Annotated in this window: 24 protein-coding genes and 1 pseudogene; 10 read left to right on the forward strand and 15 right to left on the reverse strand. The window is 58.2% G+C overall.

What is annotated here, in order from left to right:
* Positions 1-36: 36 nt before the first annotated feature.
* Positions 37-633 carry a TetR/AcrR family transcriptional regulator gene (locus ACLHDD_RS05515; RefSeq protein ID WP_427103273.1) on the reverse strand — a complete coding sequence of 199 codons (597 nt, stop codon included), beginning with the start codon at positions 631-633 and terminating at the stop codon, positions 37-39.
* Positions 634-806: 173 nt separating this feature from the next.
* Between ACLHDD_RS05515 and ACLHDD_RS05520 the strand changes: the two genes are divergently transcribed.
* From ACLHDD_RS05520 to ACLHDD_RS05535, 4 genes are all read left to right on the forward strand, one after another.
* A complete protein-coding gene (locus ACLHDD_RS05520) occupies positions 807-1,046 on the forward strand; it encodes a DUF1289 domain-containing protein (RefSeq protein ID WP_128086194.1) in 240 nt (79 codons plus the stop codon).
* 75 nt (positions 1,047-1,121) lie between these two features.
* Positions 1,122-2,018 (forward strand): aldo/keto reductase, encoded by an 897-nt coding sequence (locus ACLHDD_RS05525; RefSeq protein ID WP_427103274.1) that lies wholly within the window; start codon positions 1,122-1,124, stop codon positions 2,016-2,018.
* A gap of 84 nt (positions 2,019-2,102) precedes the next feature.
* A complete protein-coding gene (gene sodC / locus ACLHDD_RS05530; RefSeq protein ID WP_427103275.1) occupies positions 2,103-2,621 on the forward strand; it encodes a superoxide dismutase [Cu-Zn] SodC in 519 nt (172 codons plus the stop codon).
* A gap of 131 nt (positions 2,622-2,752) precedes the next feature.
* A complete protein-coding gene (locus ACLHDD_RS05535; RefSeq protein WP_427103276.1) occupies positions 2,753-3,220 on the forward strand; it encodes a hypothetical protein in 468 nt (155 codons plus the stop codon).
* Here the strand turns inward: ACLHDD_RS05535 and ACLHDD_RS05540 are convergent, their stop codons facing one another.
* From ACLHDD_RS05540 to ACLHDD_RS05550, 3 genes are read right to left on the reverse strand one after another with little or no spacing between them, the layout of a single operon-like run.
* Entirely contained in the window at positions 3,221-5,221 is a 2,001-nt protein-coding gene (locus ACLHDD_RS05540; protein ID WP_427103277.1) for an FUSC family protein, read from the reverse strand. It abuts the gene before it with no gap.
* Positions 5,218-6,075 (reverse strand): efflux RND transporter periplasmic adaptor subunit, encoded by an 858-nt coding sequence (locus tag ACLHDD_RS05545; protein WP_427103278.1) that lies wholly within the window; start codon positions 6,073-6,075, stop codon positions 5,218-5,220. The genes ACLHDD_RS05540 and ACLHDD_RS05545 overlap by 4 nt, the downstream gene beginning before the upstream one ends.
* A 5-nt stretch (positions 6,076-6,080) precedes the next feature.
* On the reverse strand, positions 6,081-6,317 hold the full coding sequence (locus ACLHDD_RS05550) for a DUF1656 domain-containing protein (protein WP_427103279.1): 237 nt from the start codon (positions 6,315-6,317) through the stop codon (positions 6,081-6,083).
* Positions 6,318-6,466: 149 nt separating this feature from the next.
* Between ACLHDD_RS05550 and slyA the strand changes: the two genes are divergently transcribed.
* On the forward strand, positions 6,467-6,904 hold the full coding sequence (gene slyA, locus ACLHDD_RS05555; RefSeq protein ID WP_128086633.1) for a transcriptional regulator SlyA: 438 nt from the start codon (positions 6,467-6,469) through the stop codon (positions 6,902-6,904).
* Positions 6,905-6,944: 40 nt separating this feature from the next.
* Here the strand turns inward: slyA and slyB are convergent, their stop codons facing one another.
* Positions 6,945-7,412, reverse strand: coding sequence for an outer membrane lipoprotein SlyB (gene slyB / locus ACLHDD_RS05560; protein ID WP_427103280.1), 468 nt, complete (start codon positions 7,410-7,412; stop codon positions 6,945-6,947).
* A gap of 282 nt (positions 7,413-7,694) precedes the next feature.
* On the opposite strand from slyB, the gene anmK reads away from it, so the two are divergent.
* Entirely contained in the window at positions 7,695-8,816 is a 1,122-nt protein-coding gene (anmK, locus tag ACLHDD_RS05565) for an anhydro-N-acetylmuramic acid kinase (protein ID WP_427103281.1), read from the forward strand.
* A 42-nt stretch (positions 8,817-8,858) separates the two neighbouring features.
* On the opposite strand, the gene ACLHDD_RS05570 is transcribed toward anmK, so the two are convergent.
* From ACLHDD_RS05570 to ACLHDD_RS05590, 5 genes are all read right to left on the reverse strand, one after another.
* Positions 8,859-9,092, reverse strand: coding sequence for a DUF4060 family protein (locus tag ACLHDD_RS05570; RefSeq protein ID WP_313651911.1), 234 nt, complete (start codon positions 9,090-9,092; stop codon positions 8,859-8,861).
* Positions 9,093-9,319: 227 nt separating this feature from the next.
* Entirely contained in the window at positions 9,320-10,531 is a 1,212-nt protein-coding gene (locus ACLHDD_RS05575) for a diguanylate phosphodiesterase (protein ID WP_427103282.1), read from the reverse strand.
* An 87-nt stretch (positions 10,532-10,618) separates the two neighbouring features.
* Complete coding sequence (locus ACLHDD_RS05580; RefSeq protein ID WP_427103283.1) at positions 10,619-11,155, reverse strand: N-acetyltransferase family protein; 537 nt, start codon at positions 11,153-11,155, stop codon at positions 10,619-10,621.
* A gap of 667 nt (positions 11,156-11,822) precedes the next feature.
* Positions 11,823-12,974 (reverse strand): MFS transporter, encoded by a 1,152-nt coding sequence (locus ACLHDD_RS05585; RefSeq protein WP_427103284.1) that lies wholly within the window; start codon positions 12,972-12,974, stop codon positions 11,823-11,825.
* A complete protein-coding gene (locus ACLHDD_RS05590) occupies positions 12,971-13,510 on the reverse strand; it encodes a TetR/AcrR family transcriptional regulator (protein WP_427103285.1) in 540 nt (179 codons plus the stop codon). Before ACLHDD_RS05590 ends, ACLHDD_RS05585 begins: the two co-directional genes overlap by 4 nt.
* Positions 13,511-14,051: 541 nt before the next feature.
* Here ACLHDD_RS05590 and ACLHDD_RS05595 point away from each other — a divergent pair.
* Complete coding sequence (locus ACLHDD_RS05595) at positions 14,052-14,327, forward strand: hypothetical protein (RefSeq protein WP_427103286.1); 276 nt, start codon at positions 14,052-14,054, stop codon at positions 14,325-14,327.
* Between the two features lie 109 nt (positions 14,328-14,436).
* On the opposite strand, the gene ACLHDD_RS05600 is transcribed toward ACLHDD_RS05595, so the two are convergent.
* The 4 genes from ACLHDD_RS05600 to treZ all read right to left on the reverse strand — a co-directional run bounded on the left by ACLHDD_RS05600 (position 14,437) and on the right by treZ (position 21,770).
* Positions 14,437-15,201, reverse strand: a complete 765-nt coding sequence (locus ACLHDD_RS05600) for an SDR family NAD(P)-dependent oxidoreductase (protein ID WP_427103287.1) — start codon at positions 15,199-15,201, stop codon at positions 14,437-14,439.
* A gap of 127 nt (positions 15,202-15,328) precedes the next feature.
* Positions 15,329-17,404 (reverse strand): glycogen debranching protein GlgX, encoded by a 2,076-nt coding sequence (gene glgX / locus ACLHDD_RS05605; protein ID WP_427103288.1) that lies wholly within the window; start codon positions 17,402-17,404, stop codon positions 15,329-15,331.
* Between the two features lie 56 nt (positions 17,405-17,460).
* Positions 17,461-19,989 carry a malto-oligosyltrehalose synthase gene (treY, locus tag ACLHDD_RS05610; protein WP_427103289.1) on the reverse strand — a complete coding sequence of 843 codons (2,529 nt, stop codon included), beginning with the start codon at positions 19,987-19,989 and terminating at the stop codon, positions 17,461-17,463.
* On the reverse strand, positions 19,986-21,770 hold the full coding sequence (treZ, locus tag ACLHDD_RS05615; protein WP_427103290.1) for a malto-oligosyltrehalose trehalohydrolase: 1,785 nt from the start codon (positions 21,768-21,770) through the stop codon (positions 19,986-19,988). Before treZ ends, treY begins: the two co-directional genes overlap by 4 nt.
* Before the next feature lie 309 nt (positions 21,771-22,079).
* Here treZ and ACLHDD_RS05620 point away from each other — a divergent pair, with 309 nt between their 5' ends.
* Positions 22,080-22,202, forward strand: a complete 123-nt coding sequence (locus tag ACLHDD_RS05620) for a hypothetical protein (protein WP_427103291.1) — start codon at positions 22,080-22,082, stop codon at positions 22,200-22,202.
* On the forward strand, positions 22,199-22,489 hold the full coding sequence (locus tag ACLHDD_RS05625) for a hypothetical protein (RefSeq protein WP_427103292.1): 291 nt from the start codon (positions 22,199-22,201) through the stop codon (positions 22,487-22,489). The genes ACLHDD_RS05620 and ACLHDD_RS05625 overlap by 4 nt, the downstream gene beginning before the upstream one ends.
* A 54-nt stretch (positions 22,490-22,543) precedes the next feature.
* Here the strand turns inward: ACLHDD_RS05625 and ACLHDD_RS05630 are convergent, their stop codons facing one another.
* A complete protein-coding gene (locus ACLHDD_RS05630; protein WP_427103293.1) occupies positions 22,544-23,800 on the reverse strand; it encodes a mechanosensitive ion channel family protein in 1,257 nt (418 codons plus the stop codon).
* Between the two features lie 224 nt (positions 23,801-24,024).
* Between ACLHDD_RS05630 and ACLHDD_RS05635 the strand changes: the two are divergent.
* Positions 24,025-25,690 (forward strand): annotated as a pseudogene (locus ACLHDD_RS05635) (methyl-accepting chemotaxis protein).
* Positions 25,691-25,758: the final 68 nt, after the last annotated feature.

Consider the following 25,758-nt stretch of genomic DNA (forward strand, 5'->3'; position numbering starts at 1 on the left):
AGTAGACCAGTCGTCTACAAACACGTTTTTTAAAAATCAGTGGCGTTTGAGCCACTGTTCGATGGTACTCAATGCGAGGCGCAGTGGCTGCGCCTCGCGGGAAATTTTGCTCTGCAGGCTGGCGCCAAGCCACAGCAGCGACAACAGCTCTGCCATCTGCGCCGGAGGCTGTGGAAGCTCAAGTGACTCCTGCTCCACTGCGGCGAGCAGCGTCCGCGCGTAGAGGGCCGTGATTTTGGCTGCTCCCTGCTGCAGGGCCACGCGCATCGGCTCAGAGAGGTCGCATACTTCAGCTGAAACTTTGACGCCCAGGCAGCCCACGATATGCCCCTGCTGAACAAACAGCTCAACAGCGGCACGGAAATGATTAAGCAGACGCTCCGCTGGCGTGCCATGAGTCTGATTAAGCTGAAGCTCCACATCCTGCAGGTAACGCGCAAAGTAGCGTTCCAGTAGCGCCACGCCAAACGCCTCTTTAGAGCGGAAATAGTAGTAGAAGGAGCCTTTCGGCACCGCCGCCTGGGTCAGCAGCTCACTCAGCCCCATGCCGGTAAAGCCGCGCTGCAGACAGAGCTGCTCACCTGTCTGCAGCAGGTGTTCGCGGGTTTCATTACGCTGTAGACTTTTATTCATGGCAAAGAGATTAGTAGACCGGTCGGTCTGATGCAACGCGACAGGGTCCATTTCGCACAGAGTGTTCACATAACTGGCCAGGAACGGGATAATTCTGGCCGTGCGGGGCGGACTTCCTGATCAACCAGGCTACGCTTTTAATTAACGCTGTATTCTTTGAAACGGGAGGCGTGGTGGCCGAACAGCTTGAGTTTTTCCCGGTTCCCAGCCCCTGTCGCGGTATCTGCCAGACGGATGCACGCGGCTACTGTCTGGGATGTTTACGCAGCCGCGACGAGCGGTTTAACTGGCTGCGCTTCAGCGATGCGCAAAAGCGTGAAGTCATTCGCCTGTGCCAGCAGCGCCGTCTGCGCATGCAACGGCCGCAGAAAGGTGAGGAGCCGCACGAACCCCAGCAGCCAGAGTTGTTCTGATAGCTGTCTGCATTCTGCTTTCCGTTATACTCTCTGACACGCTAATTTCAGCTAATGCGCAACAGGAAGAACGTCATGTCAGAACCGCAGGCCATCGCCTTACAGGGTCCCGTCTTTTCACCGCTGGTTATGGGGTACTGGCGCCTGATGGAGTGGGGCATGTCGCCTCAGGAGCGGGTCGCGTTTATTGAGCATCATCTGAACCTGGGGATCACCACCGTCGATCATGCGGACATCTATGGGGATTACCAGTGCGAAGCCGCATTTGGTGAGGCGCTCAAGCTGGCCCCCGGCCTGCGCGATCGGCTGCAGATTGTGACCAAATGTGGTATTGCCACTCGCGCCCGGCCCGAAAATCAGATTGGCCACTACATCACCGATAAAGCGCACATCCTGCAGAGCGCGGAAAATTCGCTGCGCCATTTCCACACCGATCGTCTCGACCTGTTATTGATCCATCGACCCGATCCACTGATGGCAGCGGACGAGGTTGCAGATGCTTTCATGGCGCTGCATCAGAGCGGCAAGGTGCTGCACTTTGGCGTTTCTAACTTTACGCCTGCCCAGTTCTCACTGCTGCAATCCCGCCTGCCGTTCTCGCTGGTCACTAATCAACTGGAGATCTCTCCCGTGCAGCAAAGCGTCCTGCTGGACGGATCGCTGGATCAATGTCAGCAACTGCGTATCCGGCCGATGGCCTGGTCCTGCCTGGGCGGAGGCCGCCTGTTTACCGATCCTCATTTCCAGCCTCTGCGTGATGAACTGGACGCGATCCGACAGGAAACCGGTGCAACCAGCCTGGATCAGGTGGTCTACGCCTGGATACTGATGCTGCCTTCGCGACCGCTGCCGATTATCGGTTCAGGCAAAGCGGCACGGGTAAGTGAGGTCGCCGGAGCGCTTGACCTGACGCTGACGCGTCAGCAATGGTTCCGCATTCGTAAAGCCGCCCTGGGGTTTGATGTGCCCTGAAGCGTAAAACTGCGTCAATTTCCGGCAAACCAGCGTAACAGCAACCAGACTTATCGCACACCCTGGTCTGCAAATGGAGTCACCATGAAACTGAAAGCAGTTGCGCTATATGCATTGATCGCCTGCGGCTCAGCTCAGGCTGCCAGCAAGGAGGTTACCATCCATCAGGTTACCGCCGAAGGCGTCGGTCAGTCGCTGGGCACCGTCAGGATCGACGAGACGCAGTATGGCCTGCAGTTCACGCCCGAACTGCAGGGGCTTAAGCCAGGCATTCATGGCTTCCATGTTCACGCAAAAGGGAGCTGTGAGCCGGGCGATGCTGAGGGCAAGGTCGTTGCCGCTGGTGCGGCGGGCGGTCATCTTGATCCGGCTAACAGCGGTAAACATCTGGGGCCTTATGGCGAAGGTCACCTGGGCGATTTACCTGCAATCTATGTGGATGACGCGGGCAAGGCCACTTATCCGGTGCTGGCACCGCGGCTGAAATCTTTGCAGGAGATTAAGGACAAGGCGTTGATGGTGCATGCCGGTGGGGATAATCACGCCGACCATCCCAAACCGCAGGGCGGCGGCGGGGCGCGCTATGCCTGCGGCGTTATCTGACGTTATCGGGCGGCCGACACCCGCCGCCCGCATTTCATCCGCCTGTTTAGTAATTGTTGTACCATCCCCGGCATTTCCCCCCTATGATATTGATTCAGGTACGAAAGCGTGACGGGGAAGGAGCAGGAAAAATGAAAGTGAAGGGCGCATTACTGCTGTGTCTGCTGCTGGTCGGATGCGATAAACCCAATGATACGCAACTGGTGACCGAAACCGGTCGTGAGCTTCAGCGCACTATCGACACCAGTCCGATGCGTATTACCTGCGAAAAGATTGCCAAAGGGCGCGAATGGCTGAGCCGCAACATGGTGCGAAAGCTGGAGAAGCAGGGGTGCGATCAGGTCTTTCGCAGCGCCACTGAAACCAATTTTACCGACACCACCATCTATCGTCACACCATGACGATGGTCTGTGGCGGAATCCAGGGCCAGAGTTTCACCGGCAGCGAACTGACGCGCCGGTTTATCTTTTCACCGGATGAGAAAGCGCTGGTGATCGAGCCGATGACGGGCATGGACAAAACCCGCTTTGAAGGCCACAAAACATTGCAACAGCTGCAGGAGGACTTCAACCGCCAGCAGCAGCAATATTGTCAGTGATCAGGCAGGCACCGCCTGCTTCAGCTGGGCCAGCGAACAGCGTAAACGCCAGATGATACCCGCCAGTTCGCTGGCCTCATGGCTTTCCAGCGCCAGCAACGCGGCCAGGGTTGCCTCCAGTTCTGCCAGCGTCCGATCCAGCGAGCTGTGCTGCACCCCCCGGCTGCTCATAATCTGCTGCAGATGGCGCAGACTCTCCTCGCGAAACGCCAGCAGCGTCGCCGATTCGGCACGCCACTTCCGCAGCTGCCAGACAATGTGCGAACAGTTAAGCAGTACCACGCCCCAGCGCAGCAGCCAGACACGCGCCTGCTCATCCCGGCTGTGGCTGAGCTGACTGATTCGATGATAAATCTGCGATTCGAAGCGGCTCTCGCTGAGCCGGGGACGCTGACGCAGCTGATCGAGAAACGCCAGCCGCAGCGCGCGGATATGGCGACGGCTGCGCCGTGCGTCGGAGCTGGGCCGTAAAATCTGAAATGCCAGCCAGGCCAGCAGCACACCACAAATTTTAGCGATGTTGTCGTTAAAAAACGCCTGATAATCCCAGTCCGGGGGATTGGTCACCGCGATAAACGAGCCCATAAAGACGATAAACTGTCCCCACATCCCGGCCCGCTGTTTCTGCTGCAGTTTGAAAAGCTGCAGCGTCACCAGCAGCGGAAAGAGCAGCAGCAGAAAAGGCCACAGCTGACTGATTTGTACCATCAGGCCAAACTTCATCACAAAACTGAAGATAAACAACCAGAGCAGCGTTTTCAGCAGCAGGGTGACGCTACCCCCAGGTGAGGGCGAGGAGGCGTAGAGCACGCAGGCGATGGCGGTCAGGGTGAGCGCGGCGGCACCGGACGACCATTGGGTGTTGATCCAGAAAGCACAGCCGAGGACGATGACGCAGAAGGTGCGCAGGGCGCTCCAGCCCGCTTCGGCGCTGTCACTGTCCCGGGCCAGCGCCGGAACGGGCGGCGGCTGAAAGCGGGTATCTGCATCAGCCCGATCCAGCAGGCGAATCCAGCGCTGCACGTTAAGATACATCCAGCAGAAATAGCGCAGTCGCTGGCAAAAGGCACGCTGCCGGTAGTCGCCATCCGCCGCAGGCGTCACGCTGCGCAGGATCTGCGCCAGCCGGTACTTGTCACACGCGGGTTTCGCCAGCTCCGCCAGCAGCTGCTGCAGTGCCGCGAAAAGTGTCTCTGGCGCATCCGGCCAGTTCAGCAACATGCGGCGCAGACTCGACAGCACGCTGGTGAGCCGCAGCTGCTGATGCAGCACATAGTTCAGCACGTTATTCTGGCGGCGAAAGCGATAGTGACTCCAGAACGCCTGGATCCGCAGCAGGTTCATGGTCAGAATCTGGCTAATCACATTCTCATGCGCAACGCGAATAGTGTCGCTGGCCGAGGGCAGCAGCAGCAGCACAGCATGTTCCAGCAGGCGGTCGTGCATCTGCTTCAGTGACGTAATCAGCGTCTCTCCATCTGAGGTACTTGGCAGTACCATCATCATCAGTCCGGCGCATAAAATGCCCGAGATGACCTCACAGACGCGAGCCTGGGCGATCGTCCAGAGCGAGGTGATATCTGTGATATTGACGCTGCTGAACGCAATAATCGCCGCGGTATAGCCCGCCAGTGAAAAGGCATAGGCGACGTTATTCTGGAAGTGACTGGCGATGCCGGTGCAGAGCGCCAGCCAGCCGGCAATAGCAAAAGTAAACAGCCAGGGCTCATTCAGCGTGTGCCCGGCGATGAGCAGCGCGGCACTGGCCCCCAGCAGGCTGCCGACGATGCGCCCGAGGCTTTTGCTGATCGCACCGCCGACCGTAGGAAAACTGATCACGGCAGCAGAGGTCATCGCCCAGTAGGGCTCATCGAGATCGAGTCCATAGGCGATGCTGAGTGCCAGACACATGGCGATAGCATTGCGCAACGCATAGCGCCACTGTCCGCCGCTGGCCTTAATCCAGGGCAGCTGATCCCACGCCAGCCACTGCATATTCATGGCTGAATCGTAATTGTGCAGCTGGTACCCGCGACCAGGTCGGCGCTGGCGGGTAACGGGTTGAGGCGAATGCGAACGGGCACACGCTGTGCCAGCCTCACCCAGGGCACGTTGGGTTTGATATCGGGAACCAGCCCGCTATCGGTTTCAATACTCTGGTCATAGATGGCCCGGCCAATGCTGTCGACCTGACCCTGTAACTGCATGCCGTTGCTGTAGAGCACGACCTGCGCGGTCGCACCGGCCTGAATATGACGCAGTTTGGTCTCTTCAAAATAGCCCATCACATACCAGGAGTGACCGTCGACCAGGGCGAACAGTGGCGTTCCCGCTGAGGCATAGTTACCCGGTCGCAGCGTCAGGTTGGTGACCCAGCCATCTACCGGCGCGGTCAGTGTCGTCTGCTGAAGATTCCAGCGCGCCCGTTCCCACTCTGCCTGTGCGGCTTTGGCACTGGCGGCCGCAGCCCCGGCACTCAGTCGTGCCGCATCAAGATCCTCAGCGGAAATAACATTGCGCGGCAGGCCGTTACGGCGGTTAAATTCATGCTGCGCCTTTGCCAGGTCGGCCTGCGCTTTGCTGCGCTGAGCGGCGGCATTGTCGAGGGCGATCTGCCACGGCACGGGATCCAGCGTCAGCAGAGGATCGCCCCGATGCACGAACTGATTGTCCCGCACCTGAAGCCGGGTGATCCGGCCTGAAATCTCAGGCGTGATATCGACCAGTTCCGCCCGGACTTTACCATCGCGTGTCCACGGCGACTGCATGTAGTAATTCCACAGCCAGCCACCCGCCAGCAGCGCCAGTCCAAAGACAATCAGCGTAGAGAAATATTTTAACGCGTTAAATTTCATCCCGATTATCCATGACTGATGAGCCAGAGTGCGGCGGTAACGCACAGCACAAACAGAGAGAGGTCGAACAGGGTGGGATGCCAGACATCACCTGAGTAGATCCAGCCGCGTACCAGCGGGTGGATCAGCAGCCAGAAAAAGAAGCCGAGCATTACCGCTTTAAACATCGGCGGGAAAAAGAGAGAGGCTCCCACGACCAGGTCGGTCAGCGGTTTCGCCCCTGAAAGCGCAGGAGTGAGCACGTGATAACATCCTTCGTTAACCCAGACGGCAGATTCCGCGCGCGGTCGCGTTAGTGGGGCTGGTCCGGGATTTGTAATTTGTCCTGTAAACTCGCAGAATAGTGTAAAATCTGGCTTGATAGCTAGCAAGCTAATTATAAGGAGATGAAATGGATACGCCACTCGGAACGGATTTATCTCGCCTGGTGCGCATCTGGCGCGCGTTGATTGATCAGCGGCTGAAGCCGCTTGAGCTGACTCAGACTCACTGGGTGACGTTGCACAATATTCATCAACTGCCGCCTGAACAGTCTCAGATTCAGCTGGCTAAGGCGATTGGAATTGAACAGCCGTCGCTGGTGCGAACACTGGATCAGCTTGAGGAGAAAGGGTTGATTACCCGTTCAACCTGCGCCAACGATCGACGCGCCAAGCGTATTAAGCTGACGCAGCAGGCGGAACCGATTATCGAACAGGTTGAAAGCGTTATTGATGAAACGCGCGATGATATCCTCTCCGGAATCAGTCAGGAGGAGATCGGTCAGATGGTGACGCTGATCGCCCGGCTGGAGAAAAACATCCTCGAACTTCAGCATAAAGAGAAATAAAAAAACCGACGCCCGGGCGTCGGTTTTTTATTTAGTCACCTCAGCGAGGTGAAACGGTTACCTGGCTGCCGTTAGACGCCATCACAACACGCTGACCGACGGAGTAACGGGATGCATCCTGTTTCTGCACGACCATAATGGTGTTGCCATCATCCTTGCGGATTTCCAGCTCGACGCCATCCGTTTTGTTGAGTGCGCCCTGAACGCCCTGACCGGCTACGCCACCCAGTACCGCACCACCGGCAGTCGCCAGGCTGCGACCGGTACCGCCACCAATGGTGTTACCCAGGAAGCCACCGAGTACGGCACCGCCAATGGCACCAATGACGTTGCTCTCACTGCCGCCCTGAATCTTCACCGGACGAACAGAAACTAACGTACCGTATGAAACGCTCTGCACCTGCTTGGCTTCACTGGCACTGTAGGTGTCACCCGACAGCGTACTGGTATTGCTACAACCTGCCAGCATCATACCGGTCAGAGCGACCACAATTACACGCTTAATCATTTGAAACTCCTTTAGTCGAGAAGGCGCCACGTTTATCGCTGTATCCTGCTTTCAGTATAAGACACAAACCTGGCAAATTAATCCCTGTCCGAACAAAACACGGTTGGACGAAGCATAGACTATGCAGGAACAACAATAATTCAATCAGACGTGAAAAAATGTCGCGTCATGTTATCGGTCAGCACGGTCGGATTAAAATAAAGTAGTCGTAGAATTAGCCGTCATTATTTGTCAGGCTAACCGCAGACGAATTGCACCTTCCGCCGGAAGAAAGGAAAAGCTATGAAATCAGGACGCTATATCGGGGTAATGTCAGGTACCAGCCTGGATGGAGTGGATGTGGTGCTGGCTGCTATCGATGAAAATATGGTGGCGCAGCAGGCGAGCTATTGCCATCCGATGCCACCCGCGTTGCGCCAGTCCATTCTGGCGATTTGCCAGGGGCAGTCGCTGACGCTGTCACAGCTCGGTCAGCTCGATACCCGCCTCGGTCAGCTGTTTGCTGAGGCGGTGGTAACACTGATGAAGCGCGAGTCGCTGGAGGCCAGCGATATTACGGCGATTGGCTGCCACGGTCAGACCGTCTGGCATGAACCTCAGAGCGAGGCCCCCAACACGCTGCAGATTGGCGATGCAAATCAGATCGTCGCGGCGACGGGCGTCACGGTAGTCGGCGACTTCCGCCGTCGCGACATGGCACTGGGCGGGCAGGGCGCGCCGCTGGTTCCCGCTTTTCATCAGGCACTGTTGATGGATGCCACGGAACGCCGGATGGTACTGAATATTGGCGGTATCGCTAATCTCTCGCTGCTGATCCCGGGCCAGCCGGTGCGCGGTTTCGATACCGGCCCAGGCAACATGTTACTGGACGCCTGGATCTGGCGAAATCAAGGGCAGCCCTACGACCGGGATGCGCAGTGGGCCCGCAGCGGGACGGTGATCCCGTCACTGCTGGAGGCGCTGTTGCGTGAGCCCTGGTTTGCGCTGCCGCCGCCGAAGAGCACCGGCCGTGAACACTTCAATCTGGGCTGGCTGGAGCAGCATCTGCGCTACTTCCCGGGGCTGGCCCCGCAGGATGTGCAGGCCACGCTGGTCGAACTGACGGCGATCACCATTACCCGACAGGTCTTGCTCAATGATGGCTGCGATCGGCTGCTGGTGTGTGGCGGCGGCAGCCGCAATCCGCTCCTTATGGCGCGACTGGCGGCGCATCTTCCGGGAACTGAAGTAACCACTACCGACAGCGCCGGTGTGAGCGGTGATGACATGGAGGCGCTGGCGTTCGCCTGGCTGGCGTTCCGTACGCTCTCCGGGCTACCGGGCAATCTGCCCGCCGTGACCGGCGCACGGGAGAAAAGCGTGATTGGGGCAGTCTACCCGGCTAATTCACTCTACCGGCGATAGGCGGGGAAAGGGGGCTATCCGCCCCCGGCAGGTGAAAATCCGTCAGGCGGCACCGGAGAGATGCGACAGTTTGCGCACGCCGGTGATGACCGTGGCCACCATGGTTTCCCGACGCGTAATCACCTCAACCTGATAGAAGCGGCTGCGGTAGGCAATGGAGTAGATAATGGGATGGTACTTATTTCCTTCCCCGTAGCGGGCGTAATGCGCTTCGAGCGCACGGGTCGCTGCCAGGATATGGGCGGGTTCTTTATCACCACGGATAATCTGCTTCATTCAGTTCCTCAAATGCTGTCCCTGGAGTCACGTCGCACGCATGGCGCGTTGCGCTGGTCTAAACACTGAACGTCTGACTGCTAAACATTTAATCACTGGTGGGGTAATAACTGACTCTGCCGCGGGAAGATGACAGAAAGATGATCTTCCGGCGCTGTTAATTATTTAGCAGCGGCCGGAAGATCCAGCAAGGCGGGTAATAACAAATTCATCCAAATCGCAGGGGGTCAGTTCAGCTCCGGCCAGGCCACCGCACCGATACCGTTGAGTTCAGGTTTTGAGAACAGAAACCCCTGGAACTGCGTCACACCGGCTGCTTCCAGCCACATCCACTCTTCCGGCTGTTCGATGCCTTCGGCGATCACGCCAATCTCCAGTGAGGCGCAGCATTTCAGAATGGCATGAATGATCGCCTGCTTGGGGCCGCTTTTATGCACATCCGAGATGATGGCGCGGTCAATCTTGATCTTATCGGGCTGGATGCGGGTCAGCAGCGACAGCCCGGCAAAACCGGCACCGAAATCATCCAGCGCCAGACTGATACCGGCGGCCTTCAGCTGCCTGATAGCGGCTTCAAAGGCATCAGGCTGGGAGATGATTTCATTCTCGGTGAACTCCACCATAACCTGTTCCGGCACCAGACCGTGTGCCGCGATCTCGCTCAGCAAAAAGGTTACGGCATCGGGTACGGTGACCAGGGTCATTGGCAGCAGATTGATCGACAGCGTCATTCCTTCAATCCCCAGCTGTTTTGCCTGGGCGAAAGCGTTCTTTTTCGACCTCAAATCGATCTGATAGAGCTGATCGCGTGACAGCCCGGCAAAATAGTCGAGCGGCGATTGTCCCTGTGGGCCACGCAGCAGGGCCTCCAGCGAGACAATTTCACAGGCAAAAGGGTCCACGATGGGCTGGAAGGCGAAAGCGATCTCATCAGCCTCCACCATCGCTGCGTCGCCAGCACGCTGTTCTGACACATCACGAATAAACTTCCAGTTGCTGGCGGCGGGGATCTCGAAATAGTTCTCTTTTTCCCGTGCCTCGACAAAGGTACGCAGGAACTGCAGCGCCCGGTCGGCATAGGTCATCTGAAACTTACTGGTACATTTTTCCAGAACCGCTTCCAGCACCCGCTCTTTGTCATGCTGCCGCAGATCGAACAACTCCATGCCGACGTGACCGAACCGTCGCGACGGTGCGTAATCGCGCAGCAATTCGACCAGATTATGGTGGCGCGGATCCTTGCAAATCCGGCTGTAAACCGCTTTGACCGCTGCCTCCGGGCCTTCCAGCAACTGGAAGAAATGCGTGCCATTGAACAGTAAAATGCCGGTGACGCTTGATGAGCGGTTGATATAGTTCGCTTTACGCGCCAGATCAGCCAGAGTATCAAGCTTCACATGTTCAGTAATGTGGCTGCGATAGATGATTGTCGACAACATAACGGTTTCCGGGATTTTTTATTTTTTGTTAACACACCTTACCAGAAGGTTCTCCTGCGGAGAACGAGGTCCGGTGCGTCTTTCCAGTTAAAGTGGCATTTCGCGTCCAGCCGGCAGCGTGGAATTGCCCAATCCCAGCGCCCGCTGCATAAAAACAGTATCCAGCCAGCGTTCCTGTTTGAACCCTACCGCGTGCAGGATGCCGGTAGTCTCAAAACCCGCAGCCCGGTGCAGGGCAATCGAACCGTGATTCTCGCTGTCACCGACATTAGCGATCAGCTGGCGATATCCAGCCTGCTCAGCCCAGCGGATAGCGTGCTTCAGCAGGCACGAACCGACGCCGCGTTGCTGAAAGCCGGGGTCGATATAGATCGAGTCTTCCAGTGTATGCCGGTAGGCGTGGCGGGGACGGTAGGGCGCCAGATAACAGAAGCCGCGCACCACGTCGTTGCTGACGGCGATGAACCAGGGCAGGCCCGCCTGCTTTATCCTGCGCATCCGTTCACCGATCTCGGTGACGTCTGGCGGAACGATCTCAAAAGAGCCGGTACCGTTCAGAACATGCCAGGCATAAATCTGCTGAATCGCCGTGATGTGACGACTCTCTGCATCAAAAATTTCCACTTTTGGATAGGGTCCCGACACTCTGCACAGGGTTGAAAAGCAACGTTATAGCGGGCGGGCGGAGGACGCAATACAAATATGACAGTCCGCGACCTTTTTATGACAGTCGCGCCAGCCGGGATGAAGGCTGACGGTCGCCGGGAAACGGCTGGACGGAATTAACAGCATGAATCAATCAGTAATAAGCCTATTCTGAAAACAACGGCCGCCGGATGATCCCGGTCAGGGTTGCGGCTATTATCTCTGCGGTTCGGGTAAGGCAACTATATTATAAGGAGGCGCAGCGTGTTGCGATTCGTTGATTTTCTGAATAGCCAGCAGGGGCTGCGTGCGGCCAGAAATCATTGCTTTGAATTAAATGGCGTCGTGCTGGGTCATTTCACGGCGTTATTCCTGCATGATAATCAGATTATATTTACTAAAGATGGCCGGCAGTGTGCGGTGCCTTATTATCTGGGGCCCGATGAAGATCTCCTCCAGCAGAAGGTGAATCCGCGGGTTAAAAATATTCGGGCGATCTGATTCACGCCATTCATTTCTCTATCGGAACAGATAGCGCGCCAGAATAATTTCGCTTTCATTATCGCACTGATATATCGGCTGTGGCCAGCCGGGCTGATTTTTTAACGATTCGTCATGCAGCCTTAACGCGTTTATTTACGCCCGATCAGTTGTCTGACGCTCCGCGCGTCCGGCCAGGGACAACAAACAGCAGCAGCAGGGCGCTGACCGCAAACAGCGTGAGTGCCGTGGCGGCACCCAGTGAGGCATAGAGCTGACCAAACAGCAGCGATCCCACCACCTGACCCACTGCCAGCATAAAAAACAGCAGGCCGACGCCTGTCGCCGGATCGTCAGCAACGGCGCGAGCACCCCACACCAGCAGCACACCCGACAGCGTGACATATCCCGCGCCGCAGCAGGCCACCGCAATCAGTAGTCCAGTGGATTCCCCCCGGCTGAAGGCCAGCACCAGCAGCGGCAGTGCCATTCCGCACAGTGACAGCCGGTAAACGCCGTTCAGCCCGATACAGGCCGAGACCGGACCGGTCGCGGCACCCAGAATGCCCGCGCCGCCGGCGACCAGCCAGAGTAACCGGGCGGTCTCGGCATCGACGCCAACATGCTGGCGCAGCAGCGCAGAGCCAAAGCTCCACCAGGCCGCGCTGGTCAGACCGGATACCAGCGCAATCCCCATCAGCCGAAGCATGGCGCGACGGAACAGATGCCGGTATCCACGACGCACGCTGGCGGCGCGACCCGACGTATGAACGGGTAGCACGCGCATCACCGGCAGCAGACAGGCCAGCGACAGCAGGGCGAATAGCAGGCAGGCACCTCGCCAGCCGCCAGGCAGCACACTCAGAATCACCACGGTCAGGATAATGCCTGCACTGGTTCCGGCATTGATCAGGGTGTTGATGCGCGGCTGGGCGGCAGCCGGGATCCGCTCACTCACCGCCGCGGCCAGCGCGGGCGAAGCCAGGCCGGAACTTAACCCCGCAATAAAGAGCCCGGTCGCCAGCAGCAGCGGCGACGAGGCACAGGCGAGCAGCAGCAAACCTGACGCGGCACAGAGGGCGGCCAGCAGTGCCGTCAGCCGGGTACCACAGCGCTCAGCCAGCGCGGCGGCGGTAAGGATCGTGAGGCAGTACGCCACAAAACTGCAGGCGGACAGTACTCCTGCCTGCTGCGGGCTGAACGGAACATCCGCTGCGACAGCGGGCAGCATCAGTCCCCACGAAAAGCGGGCCATGCCATACGTCACGGCAATCAGGCTGAAGCCGGTGACGGCCAGGGCGCAGGTGGCCGATCTCATCTGGCCGCACCGCTCTGCAGCAACTGACCGGCGACCTGCGCCGCCTGCCGGGCAGCGTCAGGGCCGATAATCAGCGCCGTGGTAATTGCACCCTCAAACAACATCCAGATAGCATCGCTCAGCGCCTGACTGGCCTGGCCGCGCCGATGCGTCACGCATTGGGTAATGTAAGCGCGCATGGTCGTGCGAAAGGCCAGCGTCTGCGACGCCAGTTCCTGGTCCCGCTCAGCATATTCGCCCCAGGCCTTGAGAAAGAAGCAGCCTCGCGCGCCATGAGTCGCCGTCCATGTTTCCAGCACCGCAAACAGATGGTTGATGGCCTCAGGCTGTTGCGCAGGCAGCAGGTCGGCCATAAATCGCTGCTCGCGGGCGTCAAGCACCGCGGCGGTAAGGGATTCGCGGGAGGCGAAGTGGTGATAAAGCGTGCGCGTTGAGACGCCCGCTTCGCGACAGAGCTGATCGGTACTGGTGGCATGGAAGCCATGGTTATAGAAGAGCCGCTCGGCGGCCTGCAGGATGTCATCTCTCTTTTTCATCCCTTAAAAGTAAACCGATCGTTTTACTTTTTCAAGCCAGTCACGGTTAAATACGCCCGTCTGTTTTAATAAGCTGCCGACGAAGCCGCCATTCGTGCTGCGTTCAGCAGTACCAGACAAGTCCGCGTTGCCATTTTTAGCCTCAGTTTATCAATACTCATAAATACCCCTGTGGAGCGGCTTTTTATCGCCACGCCCGCTAATAAGATGTGAGCTGTGTCTCAAAATCCACCCCTTCTTTTTTATATTAAGTTATTGTTTATATTGCAAAAAAATTGTATCAGTCTGATTATTGATCGATTAGCAGATCAAATGAAAGCGGGGCAGTTAAGTGAATCGGTGAATTCTGGAGCGTTGAATGTCTGAAGCGATATTGCAGGCTGAAAAGGGCATATTCTCAAAGTCGGTTCTGTGTATCTAATAAAGTGGTTTTAGGGATAATTCTCAGTTAGTTTAATAATGCTTCAGATTACAAAAAAAGCTCTTACCAATTCTGGTTCGTTTTTTACGACACATACAGCAACTATCAGGATGAACTGCCATGCTCAAAGCCAGCTATTATTATCTGTGCCCGCGTCCCATGGGTGGATGGATTTTACACAAAGAAGGTTGCGTTAATCTGTCAAAAAACGATAAGCGCGTGTTTATTGGTTCGCTTTACACCCGACAGCAGGCGCTGACGGTAGCAAAAATACATCACGCGAATGCCATCTTATGCAATGCCTGCCTGAGCACCTTTATTTGCCCGACCAGCACCAGCACGGCAATTAAACCCGCGCGTGCGGCAACGCCTACCCGTCATACACCCCGTCATTAATCGGGTGAAATAAAGTTCTGGCGACACGGCGGAATCAGCGGGAATAAAAGAAATAAGCGGGCGAGCGGTTCAGAATAAAAAAGGCAGCGTCAGAACGCTGCCCGGAAAATCAGGCCTGTTTAGGCTGGCCATTTGACGCGGTCAGGCCGCCATCGACCGGAAGATTGACGCCGGTTATATAACCTGCGTCATCACTGGCAATAAACACAATGGCACGGGCGATATCATCCGCTTCACCTGCGCGACGCAGCGGGATGCGATCGTAAAAGCGCTCCAGCAGTGCCTGGTCGTTTTTGGCCTCTTCGGTCAGATCCGTAAAGGTAAAGCCTGGGCAGATCGCGTTGACACGTACGCCATCTGCGCCGTAGTCCATCGCCAGTGCGCGGGTGAAATTGGTAATCGCACCTTTCGCCGCATTGTAGATGCTCATGCCCCAGTCGCCGCCCAGGCCAGATACTGAGGAGATGTTGACCACATTACCTTTGCTTTTCAGCAGGGCTGGCATGAAGTAGTGCACGCCGTAGAACACGCCATCAAGGTCAGTCTTCATCAGGGTTTTCCAGGCGTCGAGTCCGACCTCATGCACGCGGCCCTGAACAATAACCCCGGCGTTGTTGACCAGCACATCGACCCGGCCATACTTCGCCAGCACCTTTTCTGACAGTTGCTTAACCTGCTCAGCGTCTGAGACATCGCAGGCCGCCACCAGATGGTCGCCTGACGTCATCTCAGCCAGCGTTGCTTCCAGTTTCTGTACGGTGCGGCCCACCAGCACCACGGATGCACCTTCCTCAGCGAAGCGCTTTGCGCTGGCCTCACCAATGCCGGATCCGGCACCTGTCACAACCACAACTTTCTGCGTAAATCTGGACATTATGCCTCCTTATCAGCATCAATTTTCACGATTAACAACCGGTTAAGCCTGGCAACGATCGCCAGAAATTCAAGCGCAGCGCAGAATCCGCTGCGCCTGATGCGCGGTTTTTAACCCGGTTCAGCCTTTACGGGCGTCTGAACAGGGCAAAACTGCGGCCTTCCAGCTCAAAGTCCTTCTCTTTAGTGATCACCAGACCCTGTTTTGTCACATCGCTGGTGGTCAGCTCCAGCACCCAGCCGCCTTCGCCAAACTGCGGAATGCGGAAGGGCACATTGCCTTCAAACGGATTGAGCAGCATCAGAACGTCATGCCAGATGCCCTCTTCAGTCTGCAGATCCGGCCGTCCGATATAGACGCCCAGCGTGGAGCCCTCATCCCACTGTTCGCTCTGCTGAAAACCACCCCCGGCGTTGAACCATTTAATGTCCATGCCGTCGCGCCAGTTTTCACGGCGCAGCAACGGCTGCTCCGCCCGTAACTGCAGAATCTGGCGGGTAAACGCGCGCAGCGCCTCTGCAGACTCCGGCAGGTTCTCCCAGTGTACCCAGGAAATTTCGCTGTCCTGACAGTAGCCGTTGTTGTTACCCATCTGGCTGCGGCCAAACTCATCGCCCGCCAGCAGCATCGGTGTGCCGTGAGAGAAGATCAGCGTGGCCAGGAAGTTACGCTTCTGACGCTCGCGCACCGCGTTGATGGCCTCATCGTCGGTGGGGCCTTCGGCGCCGTAGTTATACGAGCGGTTGTCGTTGTGCCCGTCGTTGTTGTCTTCACCGTTATCTGCATTGTGCTTGTCGTTGTAGGACACCAGATCGTTAAGGGTGAAGCCGTCGTGCGCGGTAATGAAGTTAACGCTGGCCCAGGGGCGGCGGCCATGCTGGTCATAGAGATCGCCGGAACCGAGCAGGCGGGCCGCAAAGTCCGTTGAGACGTTATTGCCTTTCCAGTAGTCGCGTACGGTATCGCGATACTGGTCATTCCATTCTGCCCAGCCGGGCGGGAAGCTGCCCACCTGATAGCCACCCGGCCCGATATCCCAGGGTTCGCCAATCAGTTTCTTCTGTGACAGGATCGGGTCCTGCATCACGGCATCGAAGAAGCCGCCGCGCGGGTCGAAGCCATCCGGTTCGCGGCCAAGAATGGTGCCGAGGTCGAAACGGAACCCGTCGATATGCATCGACTCAGACCAGTAGCGCAGCGAATCGAGCACCATCTGCAGCACGCGCGGATGCGACGTGTTAACGGTGTTGCCGGTGCCGGTGTCGTTGATGTAGTAGCGATGCTGATCGGGCATCGTGCGGTAATAGGAGAAGTTATCGATGCCTTTGAATGACAGCGTCGGCCCCAGCTCATTCCCCTCAGCGGTGTGGTTATAGACCACATCCAGGATCACCTCGATCCCGGCATCGTGGAACGCGCGTACCATATCGCGGAAGCCCTGAATGCCACGCGGTCCGAAGTAGCGGGTCGCAGGCGCAAAGAAACCCAGTGTGTTATAGCCCCAGAAGTTTTTCAGCCCCTTATCCAGCAGATGCTGATCGTCCGGGAACCAGTGCACCGGCAGCAGTTCGACCGAGGTGATCCCTAAACTTTTAATGTAGTCGACGCTGGCTTTGTGGCCCATGCCGTCAAAAGTGCCGCGCAGTTCAGGGGGCAGCGCAGGGTTGAGCTGAGTGAAGCCCTTGACGTGGGTTTCATAAATCACCGTTTTTGGCCACGGCACGCTCGGACGGTTATTGTCCTGCCAGTCGAACGCATTCGGATCGATGACCCGGCACTTAGGTGTATACGGTGCGCTGTCGCGACTGTCGAATGTCAGATCTTTATCCTCATGATAGAGATCGTAGGCGAAGTGCGCTTCGTTCCACGCAATGTCGCCTGCCAGTTCGCGGGCGTAGGGATCGAGCAGAAGCTTATTAGGGTTAAAGCGATGCCCGTTTTCCGGATCGTAGGGGCCATAAACACGGTAGCCATAGAGCGCACCCGGCTTCAGGCCTGGAACATAGCCGTGCCAGACTTCATGGGTATATTCCGGCAGTTCCAGACGGGCAATTTCCGTCCTGCCGCTGGGATCGTACAGACAAAGTTCAACCCGCTCGGCGTGGGCACTGAACAGGGCGAAGTTCACGCCCTGACCGTCAAAGTTGGCCCCCAGCAAATGGCTGTAACCCGCCGTAATTTCAAAACGCTGACTGTTTGACATTGATGCCTCATTATTCAGTTAACAGAGTGACGCGTAATACAGGAATGCAGGCTGGCTTACTCCGCCACCAGTACGGCGCACCACTGCGATGCCAGCGCCGAAAGCGGTAATTGCGCCGTCACCGCAAGCGTTTTGCCGGTCAGCCGATCGCGATAGGTGCGCTGGCTCAGGGCAGCCGGCAGGGCGAGATGCGTTTCTGCCCAGCGTTCTGCCGGCGGCTGATCGAGATTGTCCGGCAGCAGGTCAAAGACCCGGCGCGACACGACGACAATCACCGCCTGTTGCTGGCCGGTGCGGGCAAAAGCCAGAACCTTATCCTGCTGCGCGCCCTCTGCGGAGAGCGGCAGATAGTCGCCGCGGCGGAACAGCTCAGGCTGCTCCTGGCGCAGCGTCAGCAGTCTGGCAATCGCCTGCTGATTAACCTGACCGCGCAGCCAGTGCGCTTCGCCGTCGTCGTGCCGGGGCGTCTCAAGCATCGCCGCCAGTGCATCGAAATCGGGCTCGCGACGGTTGTCGGGATCGACGAGGCTGAAGTCCAGCGCCTCACTGCCCTGATAGATATCGGGCACGCCCGGCGCGGTGAGTTTCACCACCGTCTGCGTCAGGCTGTTAACCAGCCCGGCACGCATAAAGGGTTGCAGCGAGGTACAGAACTCCTCCAGGAAGGCGCGGTTGGCCGGCGCGAGCAGGTGACGTGCATAGCCCAGCACCGCCTCTTCATAGGCGTCGTTGTTGTCTGCCCAGTCGGTGCGCAGTTTGGCTTCACGCAGCGCTTTCTCCACATAGACGACAAAGCGCGCTTCCAGCGCCGCCAGACCTTCTGCATCCTGCGGCTGCAGGTCGGTCGGCCAGACACCCGCCAGTGCCTCATACAGCATCCACTCCACGGCGGGCTCAGGCGCCGGGCCATCTTTCAGGCGGACCACCTTGTCCTCGTTCATCGCGCGCCAGCGGCTCACGCAGTCGGCCCAGCGCTGCGGCGCTTCCGTCAGGGTATAGAGGCGCGCACGGGCATCCTCGCCGCGTTTGGTGTCATGCGTGGAAGTGCCGGACAGTGCGTCGGGCTGATGGTCGCGTCGTGCCTGCATGTCGGCATGGAACTGATCCAGCGAGAAGTGGCGTGCCAGCGGCTCAGCGCCGACCTCATTCAGCGCCAGCGCCATGTGCTGACGGAAGAAGAGGGTATCTTCCACTGATTTCGCCATCAGCGGCCCGGTCAGCTGCTGGAAGCGGGTACGGAACTGGCTGGCATTGTCGCGGGTTGAGTCGGCCGTTTCCGCCCGCAGAATTGCGGTGAGGAAGTCGAGCGCCTGACTGTCGGGTGCCTGCGCGCTGGCTTTGACCTGACTGACCACCTGCTCCAGCAGCGCGGTGTCGGCTGGCGTCAGCCCCTCCGGCGTGCCGTAGGTGCGATAGACCGGGAACGCCACCAGCAGTTCGCGCAGCGCATTTTTCAGTTCCGCTTCCGGCTGTGGCGTGCCGCCAGTGTCGGCAATCTTCAGGGCCAGCTGAAGCAGGCGGTTAAACTCACCGGCAAAATTGCGGTTCGCCATCAGCAGCTTGGCCGCGCGCAGCTCCGCTTTCATATCAACGGTTTTACCGATCACCGCCTGATACGCCTTGCGCAGGCCGCTCAGCCGCTCGCTGTCGACCAGCAGGTTGGCGAGGGCGGCCATAAACTCATAGCCCGTGGTGCCGGACACCGGCCATGCGTCTGGTAACTGCTCATCGTCGCCCAGGATCTTCTCAACAGTAAGATAGCAATCGGGACCTGCCGCCTGGCGTAACTGCACCAGATAACCGTGCGGATCGGCCAGGCCATCCACATGGTCCACACGCAATCCCTGCACCGCGCCGCTGTGGACCAGTTCGAGGATCAGCTGGTGGGCGGCATCGAAAACCGCGGGATCCTCCACGCGCACGCCCACTAGTCCGGTCACTTCAAAAAAGCGGCGGTAGGAGAGGTCACTGGGCGCATCCCGCCATGACATCAGGCGCCACGGCTGCTGGTCATGCAGTGCCGCGATATCGGCGGCGTCGCGCAGGGCCAGCACCGTTTCCTCACGATCCTGCCAGGTGTGCGGTGCCAGCGGATAGAAGTTGTCGAAGTAGGCCAGCGCCGGTTTTCCTGTCTGTGGATCGCGCTGCACGCGGATGTTACCCTTTTCCAGCTCCGCCTCGAAGGTGTCGCCAAGGAATGGCAGCGTCAGGCGGCGTGACCAGTCGATATCGAAGTAGTGCGCGTAGCGACTCTGTTCGCCATGCTCGATCACATCGCGCCACCAGGGGTTTTCCAGCGAGGCGGCCATGTGGTTAGGCACAATATCCAGGATCAGTCCCAGCCCGGCGGCCTTCAGGGCGGCGGCCATGCGATCAAAGCCTTCGCGGCCGCCGATTGACGGCTCGATCTGATTTACGTCCGTTACGTCATAGCCGTGGGTTGACTCTGCGGTCGCGCTGAAAATCGGCGAGGCATAGAGATGGCTGATCCCCAGTGTTTTCAGATAGGGCACCAGCGCCGCCGCGCGGTCAAACGTCATGCCATTGCGGAACTGGATGCGGTAGGTTGCGGTTGGAATGTTCATTCTGCTTCTCTCTTAGCCAGACGCACCAGGATAGCGTTGGGGGTCAGTTCGGTGCCGGCCTGCGGCCAGGCAAACAGGGTGTCGCCCGGCAGATCCGGGATCGGCTGCGCCGTATTGCTGACGTTCAGCGCCAGGGAGAGCGTGCCCTGTGGAAAGTCCCAGCGCACCGCGAGGAAACCTTCCGCCGTGCTCACCACCTGACCGGCATCGCCGCCCGCGTCACGCAGCAGCGGCACGATATGTTCCTGACGCAGGGCCAGCAGCTGGCGCGTCAGCGTCAGCCACTGCTGACCCTCCGGTGTATTGATGTGCGACCAGTTCAGTTTTGACTGCTCAAAGGTCGTGACATCATTAGGATCCGGCACGTTTTCGCCGTGACCCGCATGGCCTTCGAACTCTCTGGCGCGTCCTTCACGTACCGCTTTCGCCAGATCGCCGTGGAAATCGGTAAAGAAGAGGAATGGCCGCGTTTCGCCATACTCTTCACCCATAAACAGCAGGGGGATGTGGGGCGACACCAGCAGCGTCGCCAGCAGGACCTGTGTGCGCGCTGCGCCTGCCAGCGTAATCAGGCGATCGCCCTGTGCGCGATTTCCGGTCTGATCATGGTTCTGAATGAAGTCGACGAAGGCGACCGGCGGCTGACTGCTGCTTTTCACGCCGCGCGGTTCGCCTGACTGCTGCGACACTTCGCCCTGATAGACAAAGCCCTCGGCCAGCGCCCGTGCCACCCGCTGTTCCGGCCTGTCGGCGAAATCCTGGTAGTAGGCGTGATCTTCTCCGGTGGCCAGCACATGCACGGCATTATGGAAGTCATCGTTCCATTCGCCTGTGAAGAGCGGCGCATGGCCATTTTCATCGCGCGGATGCAGGAAGGTGACGTTGCGGCAATCTTCGGTAGTGAGATGAATGGGGCGATCGGGAATGTCAGCGCGGATACGCTCGGCAATCTCCACCAGCACATGCTTTTCGCTGGGATCGTCGATCTGATCGATCGCATCGAAACGCAGACCATCCAGATGATACTCCTGAAGCCAGTAGAGCGGGGCTTCTGCGATGTAGCGGCGAACCGCATCGACGTCATAGGCGATGCCGGCACCCCAGGGCGTCTGACGCTCCTTGTGGAAGAAGTCGGGCGAGAGCAGCGGCAGGTAGTTGCCCTCCGGCCCGAAGTGGTTCAGGACAATATCCAGCACCACTGACAGCCCATGACCATGGGCGGCATCGATAAAGGCTTTAAAATCGTCGGGCGTGCCGTAGGCGGCATGTGGTGCATAGAGCAGGACGCCATCATAGCCCCAGCCGCGGTTGCCGCCAAACTGCGACACCGGCAGCACCTCGATCATCGTGATGCCGGTGTCGGCGAGCATCGGCAGTTTGTCGATGGCTGCCCGGAACGTGCCCTCGGTGGTAAAGGTGCCGATGTGCAACTCATACACCACCGACTCTTCCCACGGTCGTCCCTGCCACTGGCTGTTCTGCCAGCGATAAGCTTCCGGATCGATCACCAACGACGGGCCGTTGACGCCGGCCTTCTGCGCGCGGGCGGCCGGATCGGGCACGGCGGTGCCATCCGCCAGAACAAAGTCATACTCCGCATTGGCGGCGACCCCGGCAACCCGGGTTTCAAACCAGCCATCCGCCTGCGGTGTCATCTCAATATCCCGACCCGAAAGCCGCAGCGTGACGCGCTGCTGGCCGGTTGCCCAGAGGCGGAAACGCACCTCGTCGTCGGCAACCCGTTCTGCGCCCCAACTTTTAAAAAAAGATTTGGATTCCATTCAGTTGCCTCATTTAGCCTGGAAATGCACGATGGCAGCCATCGCACGAAAAGGATGTTGATGATACAAGCGTCAAAAAACCGTAAAGCGATCAGCGAGACCAGGATGCTAGGTGGGCTGGCGCGTCTCTTCCAGCCAGGAAGCCGGACAGATAGTCAGCGTAATACCGCGGGAAGCCAGCATTGAGACCGTTTCCACAGGGTATACAGACAGTAATCATAGACTAAGATGTTGCAGTCGCAGGGCGGCGGGGCATGGCGGGGCATTAATTTGTGTTAATTTCGCTGAAACCAGCGCCACCGGTTGCAAATGCGTATCGGCAGGCACAGAAACCTCTGCCGGATGGTGCGGATGCACTCTACGCTTAACCATGATGGTATCGGTCACACCGGCGGACTGGCGCCGCTGAATATTGAAAAGGATATGACGTGAAGAAATGCCTTCTGTTAGCTGTGCTGCTGCTCTCCGCCTGTTCTAACCGGGTCGGACACCGGCTGGACAGCGGTAATCTGCAGCATATACACGCCGGTCAGACCACCCGCTCGCAGCTAATTGCGCTGTTTGGTCAGCCCGACAGTGAAACGCCCTACACCGACGGACAGCGGCTGCTGAAGTGGACCTACAGCGAGGCGCGCACCCTGAACACCACGGAGGGGCAGACGCTGACCGTACAGATGAAAAATGACAGAGTGCTGAATTATGCGCTGAGCAAGAGTTAACCGGCCGGCTGTCGCGCTGCCCGGTGACCGCTGAAGTTCACCGGGCATCAGCGGTCAGAATCCGCTGTTCTGTGGCGCCTCCCGGCTTTCTGCGCGCGGCTGCGCCAGCCGGGCAAAGTCCGAGCCAGCCGGATGCTGGTAGATCTGCAGCGAAAAGAAACGGGTCATCGCCGTGATGTACTCAAAAATTGCGGCCTGAGTATTTTCATAGTCGGCCCAGTAAATAGATGAGGTGAAGCAGTAAACCTCTACCGGCAAACCGTCCGGCGACGGCTTCAGCGGCCGCACCACGATATACATCTCTTTCTGAATATCATCACGCTGCGCCAGCCAGGCGGTCAGGAACTTACGGAACACCATCAGGTTGGTGATGTTGTTTTCGATAAACCAGCGATCGCCGACGGCGCTGATATCGCGTCCATCCAGCAGCTCCGTGATTGCTTCCCCGGCCAGGCGGATCTGGCTCATCGCCTGCAGCATCTCCTGAGTCACAAAGGTAATCGACTTCTGATCGAGCCAGAAGCTGCGCATGATGCGCCGGGCGCCGGAAGAGAACATCGCCTGCCAGTTGGTGTAGGTCTCGGTCAGAAAGTTTTTGGTCGGGATGCGCGACAGGGTGTTGTCCCAGTTGCGGATGGTGATGGTGTGCAGCGCAATATCGATCACCTCGCCACTGATGTTTCTGTCCGGCATCTCAATCCAGTCGCCCAGCTGCAGCACGTCGTTGGAGGAGAGCTGAATATTGGCCACCAGCGATAGCAGCGTATGCTGGAAGATTAACATCAGCACCGCGGCCACCGCACCCAGCGAGGAGATGATAATAGCCGGTGACTTGTTGGACATGATCGCCAGAATCATGATCGCGGCAATGATATGCACCAGAATTTTACCAATCTGGATATAGCCTTTGATCGAGTGATTTTTGCGTTTGGACTTGCGCGAGTAGGAGTTGTTAACGATCTCCAGCACTTCATTAAAGAAAATCGACAGATAGATAAAGAACAGGATGCCGCAGATGGTCTGAATGGCCACCTTCAGATTTTCAGGCAGGCCCGGCATAAACTGCAGGAAATTGTAGACCACAATCACCGGCACAAAATTCGACAGTTTCTGAGAGAGGCGGATGTCTTTATCCAGCGGCACGCCCTTTTTATGGCTGCTGAAAAAGACCTTCCTGATCACTTTGACGATGAAGAATTTGCAGATCAGGTGCGTGATCATGCCCGCCATCACCAGCAGCAGCAGGCTGAAGCTGATCGACAGCACCCGGTTTCCCTCGATAAAACTCATCAGACTCTGAATGTAATGCATGATAACCACGTGCGAAAAAGAGGAGGGGCGAATTCAACCACAGCAGGGGTACGGTTGTTAAGCGCCGAATGCGCTCAGGTTCCGCCGCCGCGCTTTTTTCTGTCGCAGGCCACGCGCGGCCACCGTTTTTGTTCTCTGTGCGCGGTACTGACTGCGCGCGACGCTCAGATAAATGGCGCACCGGCCGATAACGATCTTATCTCCTCTGACATGAGCCTCTGGACATGCTAAAAAATCTTAAAATTACGCACGGCATTCTGACCATCCTTGCCCTTTTTATTACGTTACTGACCCTGACCGGCTTTCTGTTTTATAACGGCGTCTCAAAGGCCGATAAAAACTTCGTGGCGGCCGAACAGCTGACGCTGCAGCAGCAGCATCTCAGCGATGCGGTTAAAACCCTGATTAAAACCCGCGTCACTATCAACCGCGTGGCGATCCGTTTCCTGAAAAATCAGCAGGACCCTAAATCGCTGGCGGCGATGGCGGCGCTGCTGGAGCAGGCGGGGCAGTCTGCGGCGCGGGCCAACGCGGATTTCAACGCGTGGCAGGCGATGCCGCGCAGAGCCGGGCAGAGTGAGGCGCAGTTGGCGCAGGTTGAGAAAGCCTACCAACAGATGCGTGACACCATGCTGGCCTCCATTACCTTCCTGAAGCAGGGCAACTATCCGGCCTACGGTAACCTGGAGGCGCAGGCGGCGCAGGATCAGCTTGACAGCGCCTATGAGGCCTGGCGGGCGGTGAACATCCAGCTGATGAAAGATACCTCCCTGCATAACCAGCGCAGCCTGACGGATGCACTCTGGGCGCTGCTGACCATCGGCCTGATCACCGTGGTGATCGGGGTGACAGTCTGGACCGGACTGCAGAAGCTGCTGATTGGCCCACTGGCCAGGCTGACCGTTTATATGCGCGCCATCTCTGCGGGCGATCTCACCGTGGCGATCCAGCCGGAAGGTCGCAACGAAATGGGCCTGCTGACGCAGGAGCTGCAGCAGATGCGCGACGCGCTGGTGGTGACCATTACCTCGGTTGATGAGGCAACCCGCTCTATCTTCACCGGCGCGGCGGAAATTTCAGCCGGCAGCACCGATCTCTCTTCCCGCACTGAGCAGCAGGCGGCCGCACTGGAACAGACCGCCGCCAGCATGGAACAGCTTACCTCGACGGTGAAGCTCAACGCGGATAATGCGCAGCAGGCTACCATGGTGTCGAAAGAGGCGTCGGCCACGGCGCAGCAGGGCGGTGAAACCGTCGCCCGGGTTATCGCGAACATGGATCAGATTAGCGAAAGCTCCAGTCAGATCGCCGGGATTACCGCTATTATCGACAGCATTGCTTTCCAGACTGAATATCCTGGCGCTTAATGCTGCCGTTGAAGCCGCGCGGGCCGGTGAGCAGGGCCGGGGATTTGCGGTGGTGGCGGGCGAAGTCCGCTCGCTGGCCGGACGCAGCGCCAGTGCGGCGCAGGAGATCCGTGGGCTGATCGAGCGTTCCGCCGAGCGCATTAAAACCGGCGCCGGTCATGCTTCTCAGGCAGGCGTGGCGATGGAGAGTATTGTGAAGTCGGTCAGCCGGGTGACGCAGCTGATCGAAGAAATCGCGGCCTCCTCTACCGAGCAGACCCGCGGCATTGAGCAGGTCTGCATTGCGGTATCGGAAATGGATGGGGTGACGCAGCAGAATGCTGCGCTGGTGGAAGAGTCTGCCACGGCCGCCGCCTCACTGGAGGATCAGGCGAGCACGCTGCGTAAAACGGTTTCGGTCTTTAAAACCGGCAGCCTGCAGGCGGCGTTCTCCGCCGCGCCGGTGGCGAAGGCGAAAGCACTGATGATGCCGGCACGTCAGCCTGTCGCCGTAACGGATAATGACAACTGGCAGAGCTTCTGAAAACGGCGGTAACGCCGCGATGCCATAAAAAAACCGCCCCCGGGGGCGGTTTTTTATTAACGGCAGAC

This window comes from Pantoea sp. NSTU24 (genome assembly GCF_050157905.1).
GTDB lineage: Bacteria > Pseudomonadota > Gammaproteobacteria > Enterobacterales > Enterobacteriaceae > Pantoea.